This window comes from Microbulbifer sp. MCCC 1A16149, assembly GCF_050368945.1.
Taxonomy (GTDB): Bacteria; Pseudomonadota; Gammaproteobacteria; order Pseudomonadales; family Cellvibrionaceae; genus Microbulbifer.
Genome location: NZ_CP185959.1, coordinates 2,102,357 through 2,124,612 on the forward strand (window position 1 = coordinate 2,102,357; position 22,256 = coordinate 2,124,612).

22 protein-coding genes are annotated in these 22,256 nt (G+C 57.8%); 10 read left to right on the forward strand and 12 right to left on the reverse strand.

Features of this window, described 5'->3' with window-relative positions:
- Positions 1–122 precede the first annotated feature (122 nt).
- Complete coding sequence (locus ACONT6_RS08915; protein WP_181253075.1) at positions 123–809, reverse strand: ABC transporter ATP-binding protein; 687 nt, start codon at positions 807–809, stop codon at positions 123–125.
- 302 nt (positions 810–1,111) lie between these two features.
- Here ACONT6_RS08915 and ACONT6_RS08920 point away from each other — a divergent pair, with 302 nt between their 5' ends.
- Both ACONT6_RS08920 and ACONT6_RS08925 read left to right on the forward strand, forming a co-directional pair.
- Positions 1,112–1,807: a hypothetical protein gene (locus ACONT6_RS08920; RefSeq protein ID WP_428821354.1), complete on the forward strand. Its 696-nt coding sequence runs from the start codon at positions 1,112–1,114 to the stop codon at positions 1,805–1,807.
- 69 nt (positions 1,808–1,876) lie between these two features.
- A complete protein-coding gene (locus ACONT6_RS08925) occupies positions 1,877–2,845 on the forward strand; it encodes an Mbeg1-like protein (protein ID WP_428821355.1) in 969 nt (322 codons plus the stop codon).
- Positions 2,846–3,093: 248 nt separating this feature from the next.
- On the opposite strand, the gene ACONT6_RS08930 is transcribed toward ACONT6_RS08925, so the two are convergent.
- The 3 genes from ACONT6_RS08930 to ACONT6_RS08940 all read right to left on the reverse strand — a co-directional run bounded on the left by ACONT6_RS08930 (position 3,094) and on the right by ACONT6_RS08940 (position 6,851).
- On the reverse strand, positions 3,094–4,605 hold the full coding sequence (locus ACONT6_RS08930; RefSeq protein ID WP_428821356.1) for a dipeptidase: 1,512 nt from the start codon (positions 4,603–4,605) through the stop codon (positions 3,094–3,096).
- A 117-nt stretch (positions 4,606–4,722) separates the two neighbouring features.
- A complete protein-coding gene (gene dbpA / locus ACONT6_RS08935; RefSeq protein ID WP_428821357.1) occupies positions 4,723–6,126 on the reverse strand; it encodes an ATP-dependent RNA helicase DbpA in 1,404 nt (467 codons plus the stop codon).
- A 131-nt stretch (positions 6,127–6,257) separates the two neighbouring features.
- Positions 6,258–6,851 carry a tRNA-uridine aminocarboxypropyltransferase gene (locus tag ACONT6_RS08940; RefSeq protein ID WP_428821498.1) on the reverse strand — a complete coding sequence of 198 codons (594 nt, stop codon included), beginning with the start codon at positions 6,849–6,851 and terminating at the stop codon, positions 6,258–6,260.
- Positions 6,852–6,892: 41 nt separating this feature from the next.
- On the opposite strand from ACONT6_RS08940, the gene ACONT6_RS08945 reads away from it, so the two are divergent.
- From ACONT6_RS08945 to ACONT6_RS08965, 5 genes are all read left to right on the forward strand, one after another.
- Entirely contained in the window at positions 6,893–7,309 is a 417-nt protein-coding gene (locus ACONT6_RS08945) for a GNAT family N-acetyltransferase (RefSeq protein ID WP_428821358.1), read from the forward strand.
- A gap of 131 nt (positions 7,310–7,440) precedes the next feature.
- Positions 7,441–7,875, forward strand: coding sequence for an OsmC family protein (locus ACONT6_RS08950; protein ID WP_428821359.1), 435 nt, complete (start codon positions 7,441–7,443; stop codon positions 7,873–7,875).
- 122 nt (positions 7,876–7,997) lie between these two features.
- Positions 7,998–8,489 carry a DUF4234 domain-containing protein gene (locus ACONT6_RS08955; RefSeq protein ID WP_428821360.1) on the forward strand — a complete coding sequence of 164 codons (492 nt, stop codon included), beginning with the start codon at positions 7,998–8,000 and terminating at the stop codon, positions 8,487–8,489.
- Positions 8,490–8,690: 201 nt separating this feature from the next.
- Positions 8,691–9,644, forward strand: coding sequence for an MlaD family protein (locus ACONT6_RS08960; protein WP_428821361.1), 954 nt, complete (start codon positions 8,691–8,693; stop codon positions 9,642–9,644).
- 20 nt (positions 9,645–9,664) lie between these two features.
- The gene (locus tag ACONT6_RS08965; RefSeq protein WP_428821362.1) at positions 9,665–10,279 is read left to right on the forward strand and encodes an ABC-type transport auxiliary lipoprotein family protein; all 615 of its coding nucleotides are present in this window, start codon (positions 9,665–9,667) and stop codon (positions 10,277–10,279) included.
- Positions 10,280–10,288: 9 nt separating this feature from the next.
- Here ACONT6_RS08965 and ACONT6_RS08970 read toward each other — a convergent pair whose 3' ends face one another.
- From ACONT6_RS08970 to ACONT6_RS08980, 3 genes are all read right to left on the reverse strand, one after another.
- Positions 10,289–10,849, reverse strand: coding sequence for a cytochrome b (locus ACONT6_RS08970; protein ID WP_428821363.1), 561 nt, complete (start codon positions 10,847–10,849; stop codon positions 10,289–10,291).
- A gap of 48 nt (positions 10,850–10,897) precedes the next feature.
- Positions 10,898–11,926: a DUF1254 domain-containing protein gene (locus ACONT6_RS08975; protein ID WP_428821364.1), complete on the reverse strand. Its 1,029-nt coding sequence runs from the start codon at positions 11,924–11,926 to the stop codon at positions 10,898–10,900.
- A gap of 140 nt (positions 11,927–12,066) precedes the next feature.
- A complete protein-coding gene (locus ACONT6_RS08980) occupies positions 12,067–12,897 on the reverse strand; it encodes a DUF2306 domain-containing protein (RefSeq protein ID WP_428821365.1) in 831 nt (276 codons plus the stop codon).
- Between the two features lie 237 nt (positions 12,898–13,134).
- Between ACONT6_RS08980 and ACONT6_RS08985 the strand changes: the two genes are divergently transcribed.
- The 3 genes from ACONT6_RS08985 to ACONT6_RS08995 are packed head-to-tail and all read left to right on the forward strand — an operon-like array spanning position 13,135 to position 15,537.
- The gene (locus ACONT6_RS08985; protein WP_428821366.1) at positions 13,135–14,409 is read left to right on the forward strand and encodes a sensor histidine kinase; all 1,275 of its coding nucleotides are present in this window, start codon (positions 13,135–13,137) and stop codon (positions 14,407–14,409) included.
- Positions 14,406–15,098, forward strand: coding sequence for a response regulator (locus ACONT6_RS08990; RefSeq protein ID WP_428821367.1), 693 nt, complete (start codon positions 14,406–14,408; stop codon positions 15,096–15,098). The genes ACONT6_RS08985 and ACONT6_RS08990 overlap by 4 nt, the downstream gene beginning before the upstream one ends.
- Complete coding sequence (locus tag ACONT6_RS08995) at positions 15,085–15,537, forward strand: hypothetical protein (RefSeq protein WP_428821368.1); 453 nt, start codon at positions 15,085–15,087, stop codon at positions 15,535–15,537. The genes ACONT6_RS08990 and ACONT6_RS08995 overlap by 14 nt, the downstream gene beginning before the upstream one ends.
- Before the next feature lie 65 nt (positions 15,538–15,602).
- On the opposite strand, the gene ACONT6_RS09000 is transcribed toward ACONT6_RS08995, so the two are convergent.
- The 5 genes from ACONT6_RS09000 to ACONT6_RS09020 all read right to left on the reverse strand — a co-directional run bounded on the left by ACONT6_RS09000 (position 15,603) and on the right by ACONT6_RS09020 (position 22,242).
- Positions 15,603–16,448 (reverse strand): PA4780 family RIO1-like protein kinase, encoded by an 846-nt coding sequence (locus ACONT6_RS09000; RefSeq protein ID WP_428821369.1) that lies wholly within the window; start codon positions 16,446–16,448, stop codon positions 15,603–15,605.
- A gap of 63 nt (positions 16,449–16,511) precedes the next feature.
- Entirely contained in the window at positions 16,512–17,435 is a 924-nt protein-coding gene (locus ACONT6_RS09005) for a M14 family metallopeptidase (RefSeq protein WP_428821370.1), read from the reverse strand.
- Between the two features lie 215 nt (positions 17,436–17,650).
- Complete coding sequence (locus tag ACONT6_RS09010) at positions 17,651–18,334, reverse strand: hypothetical protein (RefSeq protein WP_428821371.1); 684 nt, start codon at positions 18,332–18,334, stop codon at positions 17,651–17,653.
- On the reverse strand, positions 18,294–19,688 hold the full coding sequence (locus ACONT6_RS09015) for a selenium-binding family protein (protein ID WP_428821372.1): 1,395 nt from the start codon (positions 19,686–19,688) through the stop codon (positions 18,294–18,296). The genes ACONT6_RS09010 and ACONT6_RS09015 overlap by 41 nt, the downstream gene beginning before the upstream one ends.
- Positions 19,689–19,875: 187 nt before the next feature.
- On the reverse strand, positions 19,876–22,242 hold the full coding sequence (locus ACONT6_RS09020) for a DNA polymerase II (RefSeq protein WP_428821373.1): 2,367 nt from the start codon (positions 22,240–22,242) through the stop codon (positions 19,876–19,878).
- Positions 22,243–22,256 lie beyond the last annotated feature (14 nt).

Below are 22,256 nucleotides of genomic sequence, written 5' to 3' on the forward strand. Positions count from 1 at the left end.
GGACTCGGTTACCGCATGCTCGGCCGAGCCCGTCAACGAACGCACTCCGCTCCACAACATCGCGGCACATACCAGAATAAACAACAAGCCGGCGAGCTGACCCGGATGGCGCCGATAATGGCTCAGGAAGACACTGGTGAGTCCCATGGACGCAAGGCTCCTTCCCGCAGTTCAAGGATCCGGTCGCAGCGCTGGGCCAGGTCGGGGTTATGGGTAACGATCAGCGCGCCCAGTGCGCGCTCGCGAATGGCATCAAAAAACAGTGGTACGACCCGCTGGGCAGTCGCATAGTCGAGACTACCGGTGGGTTCATCCGCGAGGATCAACTCTGGCCGCATCGCGAACGCACAAGCCAGTGCCGCCCGCTGGCGCTGGCCGCCAGAGAGTTGATCGGGGTAACGGTGGGCTGTGTCGGCAATGCCCAGCTGATCCAGCAAGGTATCTCCGTCGTGCGTTTGCAGGCCCGCAAGCCCGGCGCGAAATGCAATATTGCGGGAAACGGTGAGCGTGGGAATCAGGTTGCCATCCTGAAACAGCGTGGCAATACGGGTGCGGCGCAGTTCGGCCCAGTCGCCTTCGGCAAGAGTGGTGTGCGACTTTCCGAACACCTGCAACTGACCACTGTCGGGCGTGAGCAGGCCGTTGAGCAGATTCAATAATGTGCTCTTGCCCGAACCCGACGGCCCGATCACCGCCACCGACTCCCCACGCCACAGTTCCAAAGATACTCCGTGCAGCACATGGATCTGCTCGCGACCGTTGCGATAGGTGCGGCAGAGGCGTTGAGCTTGGAGAAGAGCATCACTCATAGATCGGTCGGTGGTTTGGAGCGTAAACCTGAGTTTAACCTATCGATCGACAAGGTTATTAATCCCCGGAAATATGATGCAGCCCCTCACATTAGCTACAAATAGCTACCAAAAAGAACACTTTAGGGTAATTTTTTCTTATATAAGAAAAAATCAAAGAATTAAATTTGCATTCTCGGCGTAAATAATAATAAAGTCTTTGCGCGACACGCATCACACCTAAAACAAACAATAAGTCACACTTTTCAGAACTGTTCGCGCGCCTGGCCTGGGCGCCCCAGAAAGTTCGAGGGTCTCACCACGTGGATAACGCCGTAATGTTTAAACAAATATTGATCGTTACTTTGATTGCCACGCTTTCCGGCTGTACCTATTTGCGCGAAAAAACAATGCCAGAAGATCGGGATCTGCTTAGTGGACCCGGCAGCCTGTTCGATGAAGATAAACCAGTAGAGGCGTTGCTGAAGAAATACAAGTATCTCGATGCCAGCGGGAACTACACGCCAATTCAAGAAGATACAGTATTAGATAGCGATCAAGAATTACATCGTCGAAACTCCCTGCAAGACGAGTTGATCGCGCTTTCCAACGAACGCTGCAACCACTACAAGCGCGTACTTATGTCTTCAAAGAACCAAGCCAGCGTATTTTGGGGGGGAACCAGCCTGCTGATGTCTGGTGCTGGCGCCATTGTCTCCCATGGAGCGACCGCCAACGCGTTCTCTGGTGTCGCCGCTGCCGCGACGGGTATCAACTCGGAATACGATAAAGCATATTTTAATGAATTGAGCGTCAATATAATCGTGTCAGGTATCGACAAGAAACGCAGTGCAATTTTGGCCAATATCAGAAAAGAACGAGACGAAGGTCTGATTAAATATTCGGCGCAACGCGCTATATCTGAAGTGATTGAGTATCACGGCGCATGTAGCGCGATATCGGGCCTGTCTGCCGCCGACACGTCCCTACAAAAGAGTAACGGCGCCGACCTCCTTTAAAAGCTTTAACAATTATCTCTCATAAAAGCGAAAATCCGGACCAAAAAGCCAGATAACATATACCTAGAAATGAAATTCCTCATCCTAGCAACCGCAGTATTGAGCATCACAGTCTCCGGGCACAGCAATGCTGCGGACTTTGCACATTGCAAGGTTAACTTGGCACACGGGTGCCTCGATACAAGACGCCTTCCAGATTTTTGGCACATTCCACCAGAAGATGAAGCCACCCAGAAATATCTGGATCGAGAACGCGAATTTTCAAAATACTCTTGGAAGTTCGCAATAGCTTCATCCATTGTCTATGCAGCTAAAGACCATGAAGAGCCACTGCCTCAGCTCACGACATTAGGCTGGACTAATATTCGCTGCTCTACAAAAGAAAACACTTGTGTAGAGAACGAAGAATCAGACATCGGTTTCTATGCGAATGCTTGGATAACTGACAATCATGAACTTACGATTTCGTTCAGGGGAACGGATTCCATTTGGAAAGACTTCTTTAAAGGAAACCTAGTCGTTGCACCAAAAATATTTGGAAGAACCCAGTTCGACGCTGCCCTCGACTTTTCCAATTCCATTATCAATCAAGCGGAAACAGACGAACTGAGGTACGACTCAATCGTGTTTACTGGCCACTCCCTTGGCGGCGGTTTGGCGCAATATTCACAGAGGTTTTTCAAAAATTCCCAATCTATCGTTTTTGATCCCTCACCGAATAGAGGCCGACTCTTCACTCTTTTTTCAAAAGGCCCAAGGTATCCATACAATGCAACACGCGTATACGAAAAAGGGGAAATCCTTGAGCTATTAAGGAAAGGGATAGATCCTGACCTCAATTTCGATTGGTCGCCCGGGAAGAGTGGAAAGTCTACAATCTGGCTAGATTTTTATGCTGATGGTCCCCAAAGGGGCCACAGTATTCGCGATCTTGCCATGAGCTTAACAAAGGTATCGGCAATCGCTGGAAGTAATGACGCCTCCAGATACCTGAATAAGATCCAAACTTCACGGCGAGAAGCACAGAGCAATCAATAGCGGATTGAGCAGAATTTGCGCCCTGTGAATTTTCGTCTGGCGATTTTTCCCATAGCTTTCTTCGCCAATCAGGGCGCCAACCACGCCCCGGGAACTTTCTACTTTTTACCACCATTGGAAACGGCCACTGGGGAGCGCGGCCCCACGCACTCACCTGACCGCCCTACAGGAAACCCTTACAAAGAAAAAAGGGACTGAAATGTCAGTCCCTTTTTTGCTCTGCGTGGTAGTAATACCTTCGATCAAACCTACAGATTGGCGATCTCGATCATCATCCCCGTATACATTTCCAGGTTCAGGCGCAGCTGGTCAACGGTAATGAATTCATGCTCTGAGTGACCGGTGTAGGCCTTGCCCGGCATTGACGGGCCGAAGCTGACCGCATTGGGCAACAACTTGGCGTTGGTAGAACCACCGATGGATACCGGGCCCGCGTCCTCGATACCGGTGAAGTGACGAAACACCTCCAGCAGTGGTTGCACATGGGGTGCATCATCCGCGCGGTAGGGCTCCCCCAGGCTCACGCCCACATCGGCCATCTGGATGCCGGTCTCTTTCTGCCAGTTGTCGATGGCCTTGTTGATCTGCTTGTCCAGTAGTTCCGCGGACTTGCCGGTAGGGCGGCGCAGGTTCAGGTAGCTGGTAAGCCCGTTGTCGTCGGCCTTCACCATGGTCAGGGCGCCGGTCATCGGTCCCATAAAATCATCGCTGTAGGCGATATCACCAAACTGCTCGGCGACGATGCCGGTGCCAATCAAGTCGTTGATATAACGCACCGTGGCGCCGGGGGCATTGGCCGGCCAATCGTAGTTGCCCAGCACATCCGCCAGGAAGGCAATGGCGTTGATGCCGTGTTCCGGCTCGGAGCTATGGGTGGCCGCACCGCGCGCGGTGATTTCCAATACACCGTCGTTATTCGCGAATTCGAACTTCACTTTCGGGTGCGTCGCAGCGCGGGCGCGGATCGCTTTCTCCAGTGCGGGGGTTGGGTTGGCGATGCTGGCATGGGCCTCGTCAGGCACCTGACTGCGGAAGTAGCCACCATGGAAATCACTCAGGTAGGGCTTGCCCTGATCCTTTACCGCTGACTGGGCAAAGGTCGCGCGGACTTCGCTCCAGCCTTTCTCAGCAGTCACCACCGGGTAACTTGCGTCGATGGTGATATTGTATGCGGGCATATCGTAATCTTTCAGGAACGCCTTTAGGGGCTCCCAGTCCGATTCTTCTGCCAGGTAAACAATCAGCTCCACGCGCCGCTTCATCGGCACGCCTTGATCCTTGATGGCCTTCATCGCGTAGAGGGCAGTGGCAATGGGGCCCTTGTCGTCCTCACTGCCGCGGGCAATCAACTTGCCCGGCTCGCTGGTACGATCCAGCTCGAACGGGCTTTTTTTCCACTTGGCCGGATTGGCCGGCTGCACATCGCCGTGAGTGACGATACCGATCTTTTCTTCGCCCTGCCCCAGAGCCACGATTACCACATAGCCGTGGTCCTCACACTCCAGGCCAAGTGCCTCGGCGGTATCACACAGGGTGCGCTTGAAGCCGGAGAACTCCGGGTTCTTCTCGAGAGGGATGTCTTCCCGCGCCACGGTTTTGAATTGCACCAGCTCGGCGAGGGTGTCGGTCATTGCCGCTTCGTATTTGTCCACCGCGTAGTCCGCGGTCTTTTGCGCTACCGGTGAGACATCCGCAGCTGCGACTAGCGGGCACAACAGCAGCGGAGCCGCCATCCGTGCAATATGGGATCGGAAATTCACAGGTCACTCCGTAGGTCGAGAAAAGGCGGATTATACCTCTCGGCTGAAACCAATTCTCGCTGCCTACGATGCAACGACTACCAGCTGCGCTCTATTGAAACCCGCACCGCAAATACATCAAACACCAACAATGCGAGCGCGGAACTTGCGACCTTTCAGTTTGCCATTGGCGAGCTTGTTCAGGGCTTTTTTGGCAACCGGGCGCTCTACGGCAACAAAGGTAGAAAAATCGAACAGTTGAATCTTGCCGATCTGATTACCATCGATACCACCATCGCCGGTGAGTGCACCAACCACATCGCCCGCGCGCACTTTCTGCTTTTTGCCGCCGTCGATCTGCAGTGTCGCCATGACCGGCCGAGTTGGGGCAAAGCCGCGGGGCAGCTCCGGTACTTCCTGCAGGGTAATCTTCTGCTGCATTTGCTCTTCCAGCCGCTCCAGCTTGTAGATCTCCTTCTTGCTCACCAGGGAGAGTGCCACCCCCTTCTGCCCTGCCCGGCCGGTACGGCCCACGCGATGCACGTGCACTTCCGGGTCGCGGGAAAGGTGGTAGTTCACCACCACCGGCAACTCTTCAATATCCAGCCCGCGCGCAGCAACATCCGTTGCCACAAGGATGGAAGCGCTGCCGTTGGCAAACAGTGCCAGGGTACGGTCGCGATCCTTCTGCTCCATATCGCCGTGCAGTGCGAGCGCGGCAAAACCGGCTTGCTTCAGGGTCTGTGCCGCTTCGTCGGTTTCTTTCTTGGTATTGCAGAACACCAGCGCGGAAGACGCATCGTAATTTGCCAGCAGCTGATACAAGGCTGCGGGTCGCGCCTCGTTGTTTTCCACCCGGTAGTAATTCTGCTCGATGGTACTCTGGGTATGCGCCGCAGCTACTTCCACCTTCACCGGATTGCGCAGGACCCTGGTCGCCAGGGCATCGATGGTTTTCGGGTAAGTGGCGGAGAACAACAGTGTCTGCCGCTGCTGTGGCAGTTCCGCCAGAATCTGGTCCAGCACTGCCTGAAACCCCATGTCGAGCATGCGGTCCGCTTCGTCCAGCACCAGGGTCTCCACACGGCTCAGGTCCAGGTTGCCCTTGCGCAGGTGGTCTTCAATGCGACCGGGCGTACCTACCACGATATGGGCACCGTGCTTGAGGGAACCGATCTGCGGCCCGAAGGGCATGCCGCCACACAGGGTCAGGATCTTGATGTTGTGAATCGCCCGCGCCAGCTTGCGCAGCTCCCGCGCCACCTGGTCCGCCAGCTCGCGGGTGGGACACAGCACCAGCGACTGCACCCGGAACTGCTCTACCCGCAGCTTGTGCAGCAGCCCCAGACCAAACGCCACGGTCTTGCCCGAGCCGGTCTTGGCCTGGCCGATCACGTCCTTGCCATCCACGATCGCCGGCAGTGCCGCAGCCTGAATTTCCGTCAGACGCTCGTAACCGAGGTCCTCGAGGTTCTTGAGGAGGGACGGTTGCAGCGACAGGGACTGGAATTCGCGGGGGTGATTGGATTCGGAAGTGGTCACAGAATAGGCTCGATTGGGGAAAATAGCGGCGTATTGTAGGCAAGAACCGGGCTATTTCCCATCAGAAACGGCTGGCTATACAAGAAGAGCGGCACGCCCGCCGAAGCTATCCGGATCTGAAGCCTGCGCAGTCATTCCCTGTCTGGAGCAGGCGCTGCACACTCGGTCTGAAGCTCTATCATTCTGGCGAAGGGCCGCAACATTGCCTGGAAATCGCGGTCCGATTCGAGCTGCTGCATCGCCATCACGATGCTCTCTATGGTCGACAGGCTGTTTTCCATCGAGGAATGCCGGATTTGATAACCAGAACGCAAGTTCCCCTCAAAGCTGACCCGGGGTAACTGCTGCAACTTCGGGTGCAGATGAAGGATTTTTTTGGACTTTTTCCAATTCGCATCGATTACCACCAACTGCTCCAGTGACGCCGCGAGTGCTGAGCCCCGTGCCACCTGCTCCACTTCCGGCAGCCAGGCAAGGGACGGGTAGAGCAGCGCCGAATTGGGCCGTAACAACTGCGCCAACGCGTCGTCGGTCAGATGCTCGGCCACAATCAATTCACTATTATCCAGGCACTGCTGCGCCATGCGCCCGGTGTTGAACGGGTGCTTCTGCTCCAGGGGGTGCTGTATGATCAGCACCCTGATTCGATTGGGAATATGGACCAGCGCGCTGCAGTAGCAGACATTGAGTGGGCGTTGGCAGGTAGGACAGACTTGGCGCGGCATAGATAATGGCAAGTGATGCTTTGGGGACAGATTCTCTCTCAATGCAGTGGCTCTCGGATGCGGAGATGCCACTGGCCAACAAATTCTATCGTGCGTACAAGTTTCGCGGTAAGGCGAAGCGACACGATCCCTGCGCAGTGGTCAGGGATGGGCAGCATAGCATCATCGCCTGCGGATGCCTGCGACAGCTGACAGACAGCCAGTTACTGGCGGGCGTTGCCGTGGCGCCGGACTGGCAGGGTCGCGGCGTTGCACGGTTGCTGCTGAAGAGCATGGCCGAAAAGTACGACACACAGACCTATACCTTCCCCTACCGGCATCTGGTGCCATTCTATGCTTCCCTCGGGTTTAGCGAAGTCGCACCCGCGGGCCAGCCTTCCGCCATCGTGGATCGATTCCATACTTACGAGAAACAGGGGCGAGATATTGTGCTAATGCATTATCGACGGAAAAACTAACCGCTTCATGCTCCCACAATAGGACCTTTGACGAATCTATCGCACTGTATATGGTACGTGGTCATCGTATGGCAACGACACTACTCTGATGTAATTTAAAAGCCCTTACCAACCTATGCTACGGAGGCTCCATGGAAGCTTTTCCCCACCACTATCAGGTGACTGCCAGTGCGGGCTATGAGGGCGAAGTGTCCCTTACCGCAGACGGTGTCGAACCGATCGCTTCGGCAGCCCCGGTTCAGTTCGATGGCCCGGGAGACCGCTGGTCCCCTGAGGATTTGCTGGTGGCGGCGGTAGCGGACTGCTTCATCTTGACCTTTCGCGCCATCGCCAAGCACTCCAAGCTGGAGTGGACGACACTGGAATGTAATGCCACGGGAACGCTGGACAAGGACGGGCGCAAGACCTGCTTCACGGCGTTTACCATCAACGCCCGACTGGAAGTGCCCGAAGGCACAGATATGGAAAAGGCGCACAAGCTGCTGGAGAAATCCGAGGAAAGCTGCCTGGTGACCAACTCCCTAAATTCCGAGGTCACACTCAACGCTGAAGTCATAGGCACCTGAAGCCCGCGCAAATCCTGCTCAATAAACAACCAACACCAAAAGCGATTCGAATTTTCGCGCCACATGGTAATCTTGCTGTGCGTATTTAAACGACAAAAATAAGAGCACAGGAGTTCTCTGACATGGAAAACAATCCATATAGCGCGCCGACTTCCGACCTCACAGTGACTACGGAAGATATGATCTCGGGTAACTTCCAGCGTTTCAGTGCCTGGTGGGTATTTTTACTCACTATCATCACGCTGGGCATTTACCCCATCTACTGGACCTTTACCCGCGCCCAGACCGCCAACCGTATCCATGAAAATCAGATCGCGTCCGCCTGGCTTGTTGCAATGGTTTCACTCTACGCGCTCACCTTTTTGGCGGAGTACGCATTCCCGGAGATGGAAGGGATTTTCCTGCTGGCGAACATCGGGTATCTGGTGGCTTACCTTACCTGTCTGTTCAAGGTCAAAAATCGCCTGCAGGACCTAATGAGCAAAAGCACCGGCTCGACTTACACGCTGAGCCCGATCCTGACTTTCTTCTTCAACTCGATCTATCTACAGTACAAGATCAACGAGTTTATCGACCTGAACCAGCCGTCCGCCGATCATCAGACAGCAGCTTAATTGAAGAAGGACGGGAATCTCCGCCCTTTTTTATTGCCGGCGAACCGACGGCCATGCTCGTCGCTCACTCTAAACTGCCCGCATTCCCCCCTTATCCGCCCCACACCGCCCCCGCCGGGTTAGCCAATTAGCCGCCGATAATTTGATCTAGACTTGGACTGGCCACAACTCGGGCCGATCTCACCGTCGGAGGGGTCTTTTATGACGACCAGCACTGCGAGCCGGGCACGATGGGTCTTCGCGGCCATGGTGCTCGCGGGCGTCATCGCGGGTGCGATCTGGTACTACCAGACCGCCGGCCGCTTCACGACCTATCAGATCCTCACCGAAGACTCCGTATCCGGCCTGATTGCCGGTGCCCCGGTGGAGTTCCACGGGGTAGACGTGGGCAGAGTCACCGAGGTGGAACTCACCGGCCCCAGTTCCGTTCGTATCCTGCTGGATGTCGAAAACGACGCGCCTGTTTCAAAGGCAACCGTCGCCACCATTACCGCCCGCGGACTCGCGACCCGCGGATTCACCGGCTATGTCTATGTGCTGCTCGAGAACACGGGTACCGATAAGGGCCCACTTACCACTGCCCCTGGCGCACGCTATCCGCGCATACCCAACACCCCTTCCCGCTCGGTCAACCTGGATACCGCCATCAGCCAGGTCAACCAGAACGTACAATCGCTGACCGAACTGCTGCGCACCCTGTTGGATAAAGACACCATTGCTGCCTTCCAGCAGGCGGTCGGCAACCTGCAGCAAGTCACCCGGATGCTTGCAGAGAACCAGCAAAGGCTCAGTACAATCATCGCGAATACCGAGCACGCCAGTGGCCGGCTCGGCCCGCTGCTGGATTCAAGCAGCGATACCGTTCACGCGCTAAGGCAGGTCAGCCAGATGCTCGCTGGGAACCAGCAGCGGCTCAATACGATTATCACTAATACCGAACACGCAAGCGGCCAACTCGGCCCGCTGCTGGAGGCAAGCAACCAGTCCGTCAATGCACTCCAGCTGCAGGTGCTGCCCGAGGCCTACCGCACCATGGCGACCCTGAATCAGTTGACCAATTCCATGACGCGCCTTACAGACAAGATCAACCGCAATCCGGCCGTTCTCCTGCGCGGCAGCACGCCCCCGCCCCTTGGCCCAGGCGAAACCGAATGAGTGAACGGGGGTATGGGAGCGTGCTACCTCATGCCAGTACTGCCATACGCCTTGTGGTGCTGGCTTCCGCGTTATTGATCTCCGGCTGTACATTGTTCTCGCCGGTGGAAAGTGACATCCGGGTAGCCGTAATTGACAAGCTTCCCCGCGAAGTCCCCCTGCGGCAAAGCCATCCGGTAACGTTGTTGATACTACCCCCCGGCATCAATCCCGTTTACGACACCATCCGCATGGCGTATCGCACAGAGCCACATCAGGTTGGCTATTACCGCCACCACCAATGGGGAGCAACACCGGCACAGATGCTCCTTCCGTTACTGGCCCGGACATTGGAAAACACAAACTACTTTGAAGCGGTAGCAACACCACCCTACTTCGGCCCCCACAATTTCGCGCTGCATACAGAGATCGTAGAATTTGCGCAGGACTACACATCCACACCAGCGGAGTTCCATCTCTCCCTCCGGGTACAGCTTATTGAGGGCGCCTCAAATCGAATCATTGCGAGCAGAAGCATTTCACTACGGGAACCCATACTGCAGGAATCCCCAGATGTGGGCGTAGTGGCAGCCAACGACGCCGCTGCGAATGCGTTGCGACAGATAGCGCTGTTTGCTCTGGAACAAATGCCATAACCCCTGGCATTACCGATTAGGGCCGGGCAGGATTTTCTTCAGAGTGTTATCCCGGGAAATGAAGTGGTGCCGCAATGCAGCACCGGCGTGTAGCAGAATAAAGCCAATCAAGGCATACCCCAGCCATTTGTGCACCTCGATCAATAACTGGAAGCGATACTCGTTGTGCGGAATCAAATCCGGCAATCGGACACCAAAGAAATACACCGGAATACTCGCGGCGGAAGACATTAACCAACCGCTGATCGGTAAGGCAAACATCAAGGCGTAAAAGCACAGGTGCACAAACCGCGCCGTCACCTTCTGCCAATCGGGAAGTTCTTTTACCAGCGCCGGTAAGGCATTGGTCACCCGCCATGCCAGTCGCAACATCGCCAGCCCCAACGCCAATATACCGAACTCCTTGTGATACACGATCAGCGTCAGCTTTGTCTTGTCGAACCCGACATCCGGAAGGCCGCTCATATACACACCAAGGGCGGTGAGCGCGATAAGCAATACCGCCATCAGCCAGTGGAGCAGTATGGCGACGGCGCCATAATCCCGCTCCGTGTTCGTCAGTCTCGCCATGTTTTGCCACAGCCGGTCAGGTGCAACTCTCAACCCAACCGACCAGCCCTATCCATTGTTCCGGTCTACCTCTTTCACGTCAGGCAGGGTATACGAGCCATCAAGCACAGATTTTCCAGGCCGATATATACGAAACAGAAAATTCCAGCCATCGCTGGTATCGACACGATTGGCGACTTTTCCGCAGGCCGCTTCGGAACCGAAATAGGCTGTAAAAGTACCATCGTCATTCAGTTCGGTGTTCGCCGCATTGAAAACGTTGTTATCACTCTTCATGAAGCCGTCGTTGCCGTAGACGGTGATGGACCAAAACCCTTCGTTTTCAGGCACCTGATAGCGTGCGGAATAACACTTGTCGGCACTCGCTGAAGGAGGCAGATAGTTCAGGTATGTGGCTTCATACTCAGGAAGAAGCCCCCAGGCCGCTGCCGCCGCATAGTGGCGGGTTTCCTCGTTTACCTCCCCGCGCTTACCCATCATTCCGGCCCAGCTATCGAACTTTTTGCTGCCCTCTTCGTATTCACTGCGCAATGCATCAAGTGACTTCCGGTCCCATAGAAACCCGGGAAAGTCTCCACCGGTTTTGGAAGTCACCTTGAACTGGTCTTGCAGACTATTCACAAGTGCGACGTCCTGCTCGCTGGCAGGGTCTTTTAACTGAATCCGGACGATCACGTACAGGAAGCGGGTATCGCCCTTTACGGTATGCGTGCCGGGCTCATGGATGATGTCCACTACATAGTGATCATTATCGATAATGTAGACGGAGGCATACCGATCGTCCGGAAGCTGCGGAAAATTGATAGTGATACCATCCTTGGCATCGAATACACCACCAGAATAGAGCACATCGCGGTTCATACGCACCACCGTCTGTTTATCGAGCGGTGTAGGCTCCCGAAAATGAAAAAACGTGTTCGTCCCGCCGGCGTTCTCAATCATTGCCGCATACATGTTGTCCGTTTCCGCGCGGATGAAAGTATCCGGTGTTACCGCTTTGGAACCGACCGACTGCGCCTGTGCCGCAGATAAGGCCAATACCAGTAAGCCTGCAAAGGTCAGTGCTTTCACGTTCATCAGACGCTCCTGCTCAGGGACAAATACGCAGCTAAAAGTCTAGTGATACGTGTATGAGTAAGGTGCCAGTTCCTTATAACTATTCGAGCGTAAAGCCACCGCACATAGAACTACCTTCCCTAGAAAAAAGGCTGGCTCGCTTACATCCTCGGCAACCACATACCCATGGTGGCAGCAAAAATACCAATGGCCATAAACAGGGTGAGCGGCACCAGAGTGGATACAAAAGCAAGCTGCGTGCCCTGCCCAGCTTCGCGCCTCTGGCAATGGAAATACCATTGCAGCATGGCCAGAGGGAGCAGGTACTGCCCAGCGCCGAGCGCGTACACAAACGGCCCGGTGAAGGTCTCCCAGTCAATTCCCCAACCACCGGTCAGCGTCGCCCAACCCATCAAAGCCACACGAAAGAACCACACCGCGCTCGCCGCCATAAACAGGCGCAACGCCCAGCGGCGGTGTTCTGCCAAGCGGCGGGCCATGGCAGTACGCAGCGCCATGAACGCAAATACCAGAATCAGCACACCGTCAATCGAGATGGTGACCTGGGACACCATGTTCCCGAGGGAATGCCGGGTCCAGATCATATACAGCCCGCCCACGCTGCTAATCACGGCCGCCAGCAAGTAGCTGCGCCCCAACCACCGGTGAAACGTCGGGGCATGGTGGCGCACCGCAGGAATCAGCTGCAGTGGACCACCACCGATCACAATTGCCGCCAGTAGCACGTGCGCCACCGCCGCCAGGTTGCCAAGCATATCGCCCTCACGAAAACCCGCCGGAAGGTGCTCGAGGTCCTGTAGACCAGCCAGCCCGGACTGGGCAATCGGTGGAAAAAAGACGGCAAGAATATAGGCGAGGAATATCCCGTGGCCCACCGCCGCAATACCAAACCAGATTGTCGCCGTCAGCTGGACGGCCCGCCGTGTATCGAATGGGCGGCGCATTGTTGTGCTGAGTACAGCGTCATTCATCGTTATTCTCCCTGCGTTGATGGAACGGGGCCCGCGCCTCACTGGCTCACATTGCGCAGCGCGCGGCCCTCACGATCTTTGGCTGAAAGTGTCTGGCGGATATGCTCCGCCTTTTCCCCAGCCCACACATCGGCCACAGGCAGTAATCTGGCCTCCCCCAAAGGAGGGAGATGGCCGTGTTGTGTCCTCCCCCGCAAGACTCATGACAGCTGGTGGGGCCTGGTTTAGCATTCGGGAATGAAATCTCCGTCCCACATTCCGCAGGCTTCGCATGCCGCCGGTGCCAGCCCCGAGATACCGAAGCTGCCGGTGTGGCAGCCATTTCGCGGGCCTTTCGCGCGCTGGCCACAGCTGACCGACCTGCTCATCGCCCTGTGCGCCTTCGTCCTGACACTGCTGATGTGGTCGCACGATGGCGCAAACGAAGTGCTAGCCCTGCGAAACCTGTGGGATGTAGTGGCTTTTCAATGTGCCTTCATTGGCTGTTTCGCCCTGCTGTGGCGCCGCACCCACCCATGGCAGACGCACGCCGTGGTACTCGGAGCCACGCTGGCGCTAGAACTGGGCTTGCCTGCCGAGGGCATCGTGGCCCTGGCCTTTTCGCTCTATAGCCTTGGCCGATACGAAGCCAATGGCCGGGCCAGTGTGATCGGCGTACTGGGCGCGCTCGCTTACGTGGTGCTCGATGAGCGGTTACTGATTGAGCTGACCGCCGAAGGCACCATAGCGCTGGTGCTGGTATGGGCGCTGTGGCACATCGGTCGGCGGCTGCGCTTTCGCGGCGAATACCTGCGTTTATTGGAAGAGCGCGCCGAATACCTGGAGAGGGAACGCAATGCCGACTCTGAGCGCGCGGTAGCGGCCGAACGCACCCGCATCGCGCGCGAAATGCACGACGTGGTGGCGCATCAGGTGAGCCTGATGACCGTGCAGGCCGGCGCCGCCAGGACCATCTGCCGCAACAATCCCGAGGCAGCCAGTGAGGCCATGGCGGCGGTGGAATCCGCTGGCCGCCACGCCCTGTCAGAGATGCGGCATTTACTGGGCGTACTGCGCCCGGCCAGTGACGCGTCGCAACTTGCCCCACAACCCGATCTGAGCGATATCCCTGCCCTGATCGAAAAGGTGCGGCAGGTCGTAGCCAGGGTGGATTATGAAACCCACGGCGAGCTTGCGAACGTGCCTGCCCGTGTCGCCCTCGCGGCTTATCGCATCATTCAGGAATCATTAACCAACGTGATTAAACACGTCGGCGGCAAAGCCAGCGTGCAAGTGCGCGTGCGCGTTGCCCCGGAACAGCTTGCGATTTTTGTGCGCGACGACGGGGACAGCAGCGGCAAGCAACCTGGTGGTGAACAACTAGCTGATGAACAACCAGGCGGTGGACACGGCATTGCGGGTATGCGCGAACGAGCGGAACTGCTCGGCGGCCACCTTCACGCTGCCGCGACCGATGAGGGTGGCTTTGAAGTGTCTGCACAATTGCCGACGAAAGAAGGGAGAGCCCGATGATACGCATTATGGTGGTGGATGATCAGGCACTGGTGCGGCGCGGCTTTGCTCTGGTGCTGGACAACGAGCCCGATATTGAAGTGGTGGCCGAAGCCGGCACCGGCGTTGCCGCCATCGAAGCCGCACGCACGCACCTGCCGGACATCATCCTGATGGACATCCGCATGCCGGAGATGGACGGGCTGGAAGCCACCGCGCGCATCTTACAAACAGAGGAAGGAACGGAACCCGGCAACAAAACCTGCCGGGTGATCATCCTCACCACCTTCGATCCCGACGAATACGTATTCCGCGCCCTGCAGTCAGGTGCCAGTGGCTTTGTGCTCAAGGATATTCCCCCCGAGTCACTGGTCGAAGCGGTGCGCACCGTTGCCGATGGTGGCGCCATGCTCTCACCGGATATCACCCAGCGCCTGATCAGCCAGTTCGCGCAAAAACTGGGAACCGGCCACAACCTGGCGGAGCGTCTGGAGCGCCTGACCACGCGGGAGCGCGAAGTGCTGGCAGCGATTGCCGCAGGTAAGAGCAATGCGGAAATTGCCGCGGCCCTGTTTATTGGCCCGGCCACCGTAAAAACCCACGTTTCCAGTGTGCTGTCCAAGCTGGGGTTGCGCGATCGCGCCCAGGCCGTAGTGTTTGCCTATGAATGCGGTCTGGCCACCGCCGGAGGACACGATGTCGGCTTCTAGTTCTACAGAGGGTGTACAGCGCAACCCCCTGTACAATCTTGCCGCAGTCAGCGCGTTGCTTCTTGGTGCCCTGCTCACCCTCGGTGCCAACGGCCACTTCGTCGCCGTGTGGTCGCAGATAACGAGCGAGGATAATGACTTGATCCGACGCTTGCTGCTGATACTGCCCGGCGCGATGCTCGCCGGCACCGCCGTATTGAATATCCTGCTCAGCAAGCCGCTATGGCAAGCGCGAGGCTACGCGCTCAGCATCACCCTGGCCAGCAACCTGCTCGCCACGCTCTATTTGATCTACCTGCTGATACAAGGCGTACCCGACCACCCCATCGGCGTCTTCCTTGCACTGGAAATGTCGTTTGTCGTTCTACTGGTGGCGATACGCGCGGGCCTGGTGTGGCCCGCCGCTGCTGAAACCCCGACGGCTCCCCATACGAAGTAGCACCAGAAAAACAATTCAGCGCGTTTCGCTGCTGCCCCGCCTCAACGATGCGCCAACACCTGGCCCTATTCCTCCCAGGCCGGCGCCATACGCTCGACCTGTTCTTCGCGAACATCGTCGATGACGGCCATCAGGTCCGCGACGTCGACGCTGCTCGCGTCCTGCTCGAACACTCCGGTAAGAGTAATTTCCGGGTGCAGTTCACCCGCTTCATACCGCGCCCAGATTTCCCGGCCGTAATCGGTCGCCAATAGTTCAGGGGCGAAGCGGCCGAAGTAGGCGCGCATGTTGTCGACATCGCGCTGCAGCATCATGGCGGCGTTGTTGTTGCCGGCCGCATCCACCGCCTGGGGCAAATCGATGATCACCGGGCCATCGCGGTCCAGCAGCACGTTGAACTCGGACAGGTCGCCGTGTACCAGGCCCGCACATAACATCCGCACGACGTCGGCCATCACCTGGCCGTGATACTCGCGGGCCTGCTCCGCAGTCAGCGTGACGTCATCCAGCCGCGGGGCCGCATAGCCCTCGTCATCGGCCACCAGTTCCATCAGTAACACACCGTCGACGAAGCCGTAGGGCTCGGGAACACGCACGCCGGCCGCCGCCAGTCGATACAGCGCATCGACCTCGGCACTCAGCCAGGCCTGTTCCTGCTCTTTCTGGCCGTAGCGGGTCTTCTTCGACATCGCCCGCGCGCGGCGGCTGTTGCGCATCTTGCGGCCTTCCTGGTACTGCACCGCTTGTTTGAAGCTGCGCTGTTTGGCCTCCTTGAAGACCTTGGCGCAGCGCAAGCTATCGCCGCAGCGCACCACATACACCTGTGCTTCCTTACCACTCATCAACTGCGCCATGACCTCGTCGATCATGCCGTCGTCGACCAGCGGTTGTAATCTCTTGGGTACTTTCATAGATCTTCTTTTGATCGTCGGCGGAGGCGACCTGCCAGCCGCCTCGCCGACTTCATATTCCTGTTAGCCGTGCGCCAGCGCGTAATCGATCGCCGCACACACGGCAACCGCCTGAGCGGTATTGCACTGTTCGGGCGTGGCGCGGGGGCTATCGGGATAGACCTCGGTGGTGGTCTTGTAGGTTGCATTCGTGACGCTGGCGCAGAGGCCCAGCTTCTTGAGCGGGTACTCGATAACACCGCGGGCAACCACCGGCGAGCCGATAATTTCGTTGTTGTCATCGGCCGGGGCGATATGGGTAACCTTCTCTACTGCCGCGATGACGGCCTGCTGAAACTCCGGCTGCGGGTTCTCGCTGTCGTCCACTAGATAGAAGCCATCGGGAATGCCACCCGGCGTGAACGGCTTGCCGTCGCGGGCGGCAAGTGCGGGGCGGAACTCGGTTTCGTCGGTATCGGTGGTTTCGTGCAGGTCGATATGCATCACCACGCGATCAACCACCGGCGCTACTAGTCGCATCAGCGCGGCGGACTCTCCCGCCGGGCTGTTTTCGTAGAAAGAGCGGTTCGGATCGATGGCGTTCGGGTTCCAGCGGTGGATGCGCTCGTATCCCCAGGGGCTGATGCAGGGTGCCACCAGCAGGTTGACGCGACCGGCGTAGTCCGCGGCATGCTGATCAACAAACTCAAGCGCGCCGTGTACACCGCTGGTTTCATAGCCGTGTACCCCGCCCGTCACCAGCACCACCGGCAGATCGTCATTCCAGTCGCGGCTGCGGATCGCCAACAACGGAAAGCGCTCATCGCCGTATTCCAGACGGCCGTACTCTGCCACATCGAAGCGATCACGCAGACCCTCAATCTTGCTGACCACCTCAGACTCGTAGCTGCGCTGGCGGGTCTGTCGCGACAGCCATTCGGCCCGCTCCGCATCACCCCAGGGTGTGCCGGGGGTGCCGATTGGATAGAAGTCGAGGGAAGTGGTCATAGCGCGTGTTCTCCGGTGATGAGCGAGGGAGGCATTCTACACCGCGAACAGGCCCTGCTGACCATCCACCAGAGTGTCAAAATTCGGGTCTATGAAGGGCAATTTGGCATCGGCTAGAGTTTCCGGTCGAGTTGGTGCTGGTAGCGGGGTGCCAGCCCCTGCTGGCGGCGTTCATCGGGCATTCGCGCCACAGCTGGGTCGACCGCTCAGCCAGATCAATGCGCCAGCGCAATATACAGAGCGATCGCCCCTACCACGAGCAGCGCGATGGCCCAGATCAAATCGAAGTTAATCCACTGTCGCCGCAGCACCGCGAGCCCCACTTTGCGGTAGACGATCCAGGCCACAGCGCCCATGACCAGCAGCATCGCCAGTGTGTGTAATACGACCGCCAGCACAAGGTTACTGCTGCCGGACACGTCCATGTGATGGCCTGAATGGGCACCGCCGTGAGTGTCGGCCAGGCCCAGCAGCGCGGGCACCAGCATCAGGCCGGCACCGTGCGCGCTGGCCATCAGAAAAGACCAGAAAAACAGGTCGCGATTGCCGACTTTCATGCCCACCCAGCGCGGATGCCGGTAATAATTCCCCAGCTTGTACAGACCGAAGGCGAGCAGCAGCGCAGCGGTCAGCCAGCGCAGTGCGTCAAGCGAGATCCATTGCAGCCCGGCAAACACCAGAATAACCACGGCGGCGATTGCCGCGGCGTGACCCACAGCAATCGGCAGCAACGAAACCCAGATGACCTTTTCGCTATGCTGCTGCAGCCCCCGGGACAGCGCAAACAGCCAGCCCATGCCCGGATTCAGCCCGTGAAAGGCCCCCAGCGCGATAACGGCCAGCCAGGGTGCGACTGCCTCAGGAAGGGTAACAGTAGGAATCTGTAGAAGCGTCGCCACCCTCAAGCCTCACCTGATGCACGCGGGTAGTGCCGAAATCAATAAAAAAGTCCGGGTCCAGACTCATACCGCCATCGGGATCCGTGTTCACTTTCACCATCCAGCCAGTCATCCCCTCCGGATAAAACTGGTCGTCCCAGCTGCTGTAGAGCGAATTGGTGAAATACACCCGCCGACCGTCGCGGCTGATTTCCACCATCTGCGGCGCACCCAGTAGTGGTCCGCTTTTTTTCGGGTGTCCCTTTTTCGCCACGATGCCACCGATCTCTACCTTGCCGGTCAATTTCGGATTAAACGGATCCGATACATCGTACTGGTGCAGTTCGCCGATCCCCCAGCAGGCCACATAGAGAAAGCGATCGTCGAGGGACAGGTCGATATCCGACACCAGTGGCGGCACCGCCTTGAAGGGCTTTAGCGCCGGCGGCAGGTCCGCCTCGTCAGCAGGCACGGGCGGAATGGTGATGACCTTTTTCATCTGCCACTCGTCGTTTTCCCGGTACCAGGTCCACACAGACGCGGACAGGTCCTCGGTACTGACCACGACACCGGCAAAACCATAGTGCTTGGTGGGATCGTGGGCCGGGCGCAACTCCAGCAGCATCTGGTGCTCTGCACCGATATCGACGGACTGTTTCAGTTTTCGTTTTCGCAGGTCCCAGAAGTGAATGCGGTGCCCATACTTGTTTGCTAACAGGTCCTCCGGCACCAGGCCATTTTCAAATTGCGACGGCTTGGCCCACTCGCTGCTGATCAATACATCTTCCGCCAGATGCCACCAGAAATCGTAAGCCAGTTCCTGGTCACCGCGATCGAGTTCCCAGGGACCGACCACGTCAAAGCTGAAGTGATCCAAAAGAAAGATACCGCCGGGGCCGTCGTCACCATTGGCAGACCCCATGGCGGAAATGTAGATGGCGTCGGGGCCACAGTGCACCGTGTGTGGCCGACTGTAACCGGACTTGGCCATCACCGTTTCCGGTTCCAACGTTTTCACGATCTGCGGCTGGCGCGGATCCGGCTTGGTATCGATGATATAGATCCGCGAACTGCGCAGCCCCGGTACAACCAGGTAGCGACGTTCGAGGTGGGGATGGGGCGCATAGGGGCACAGTGCTGAACTGCAGGCATTCCAGCCAAAATGATGCAGTTCATCACCGATATTGGGCAGCTCCAAGGTGTGCACAACCTGGCTGTAGGTATCAGACCCCGGTTCCAGGTCCACAACGCAGATGGAGTCCGGCTTACCACCTCCGGGATTCAATGCGGCGACATAGGCGTGGCGTTCCGGTGGCGCCTGCATGGCCATTTTTGCCGAAGGGTAAAAAGACGGATCCGGTTTCCACAAAGCCATTGCGTCACTCCCGTTTTTAGCTCGCCGCTAACTGTTGAATCGGAGGGAGTATAGTGAGCAATCGTTCGGGGTTAACTTAACTCCGGCATCAGAAAACCAGACATGCGCCGAAATTCACTTGCAGGAAAATTCTGCGACGAACACCTCTCTCTCGCGGCACTCTGTTCAATGGCTTAGATGTCGACCCTTAGTCTATAGCGCCGAATAAGCCCAGCTGGCCATCCACCAGGCTGTCAAAATCCAGGTCGATGAAGGGCAGAATGGCATCGGCCACGGGCTTGAGCTGCTTGTCGATATAGTGCTGGTAATCGATCGGTGACTGACGGTAGTCCACTGGCTCGGGGCCGTTGAGGGTGATCACGTAGTGAATCCAGCCCTTGTTCTGGTAGCGGGGTTCCAGCCCCTGCTGGCGGCGGTGTTCATCGGCCATGCGCGCCGCGCGCACCTGGGGCGGCACGTTTTTTACGTATTGTTCCAGCTTGCGTCGGAGCCGCTTGCGATACACCAGCTGCTCGTCCTTCTTCCCTGCCCGGGTTTTCTCCACCATCTCGCGGATATAGTCGGTCGGATCTTCCCCGTGAAATACCATCTCATAGAGCTGGGTCTGGAACTGCTTGGCCAGGGGCGTCCAGTCGCTACGCACGGTTTCCAGGCCCTTGAATACCAGCTTTTCCTCATCACCGTTAACCACCAATCCCGCATAGCGCTTCTTGGAGCCCGCCTCCGAGCCGCGAATGGTGGGCATCAGAAAACGCTGGTAGTGGGTTTCGAATTCCAGCTCCAGTTCGCACGCCAACGCCAGCTCGTCTTTGAGCTTGTTCTGCCAGCGCGTGTTGATCTCACTCGCCAGGCCCTTGCCGATCGCATCCGCTTCCTCCGGGCTGGGTTGGCCGCTCAGCCAGACAAAGGTGGAATCGGTATCGCCGTAGATGACCTGGTGTTTCCCTCCATCAATCTCCTCAATCCAGCGGGCCGTCTGCTGCATGATCTCGTGACCGCGCAGGGTGATGGAGCTGGCGAGGCGCGTGTCGTAAAAACGACAACCGCCACTTCCGAGTACCCCGTAGAAGGAGTTCATGATGATCTTGATGGCTTGGGAGCGGGCGGCATCCTGCTCCTGCTTGGCGATGTCGCGCTCGGCCCAGAGGTTGGTGATGATGTCCGGCAGGAAGTGCTTGTCACGGGAAAAGCGCGCGCCGCGAAAACCGGGAATGGCATCGCCATCCGCCTGATCCTCGGCCAACCCCTCAATCAACCCCATAGGATCGATCTTGAAGGTGCGGATAATGCTTGGATACAGGCTCTTGAAATCCAGCACCAGCACGTTGTCGTACAGGCCCGGCCGGGAGTCCATTACATAACCGCCCGGGCTGGCGAGGCCGCCGTCGACCGGCAGGTTGGGCGCCACATAGCGGCTGCGGTGTAGTTTGGGCAGGTAGAGGTTGGTAAAGGCCGCCACCGAGCCACCACTGCGGTCAAGCTCGAGGCCGGTGAGCTGGGCCCGCAGGCGCAGGTAATCCAGCAAGCGGGTGTGTTGGAAGATATCCCAGACCAGGCGGCAGTCTTCCAGGTTGTAAGCGGCCAGCCTGGGTTTGTTATGGCGAAAGTCGTGTTCAATCGCGGCCAGGCGGTTGTCCACGTCTTCGGTATCCTTGCCCCTGCCCAGCAGCGTCTGGGCCACGAACTCCAGGCTGAAGCTTTCAAAGCTGTAGGTGGCGTTCTTCAGTCCATCGATGCCATCCAGTACTACCCGGCCCGGCAGTGTCACAAAGCCCTGGTTGCCCTCCCGGCCATCCCGCCAGCGCGCATCGGTGCCGCCGCGCCCCAGCTTAAGGCGCAGTCCGTAGCGCCCTGCCCTTTTCAGCAGCAGCCGAAAATCAAAGTCCACCACGGCCCAACCGATGATGATGTCCGGATCGAGGGATTGGATCCTGGACTCCAGCGCCTGGAGTAGCGCACGCTCGTCGTCCACCCAGTGGATGGTAGTATCGGCGGCCTCCGGCTTGCCCACCATCAACACCTCCTCCACGCCATGGCCGTAGAGACCGATGGAATACAGCTCTCCCTGGCCGGAGCACTCCACATCCAGGGAAAACACCGTGAAATCCGGCTGCACCTCGGCGCCCTTGAGGCGCACGTTGCGATATTCCGTATAGCCGTCTCTGGCCCGGGCCACGCCTTCAAAGTAGAGGCCACCGCGGGCAAAGCGCTCCATCAGGTACCGGTCGTGGAGACGAAAATCCGCCTCAAAAACCTCCAAGCCGCGATCAATCAACAGAGTCTGGGCGCGGCGGTGGGCGTCGATGGTGGGAAAATACAGCATGGCCGCTTCCTCGCGGCCAAAGGTCTGGAAGCCCAGCTGCTGCCAATCGTAAGGCACGCCGGCCAGCGCCTCGGTCACCTGGGGGCGGTCTACCACCCTCACCATAAAGACCGGGCGCTCGCCTTCAATAACCAGCTTGACCGGGCCCTCGGGCGTGGCCAGCCAGTAGTGGATGCAGGTGCTGCCGCGCTGGTCAAAGCCGTGGCGAGTGAGGAGGAATCCTTGAGGCAAGAGACTGTACTGAG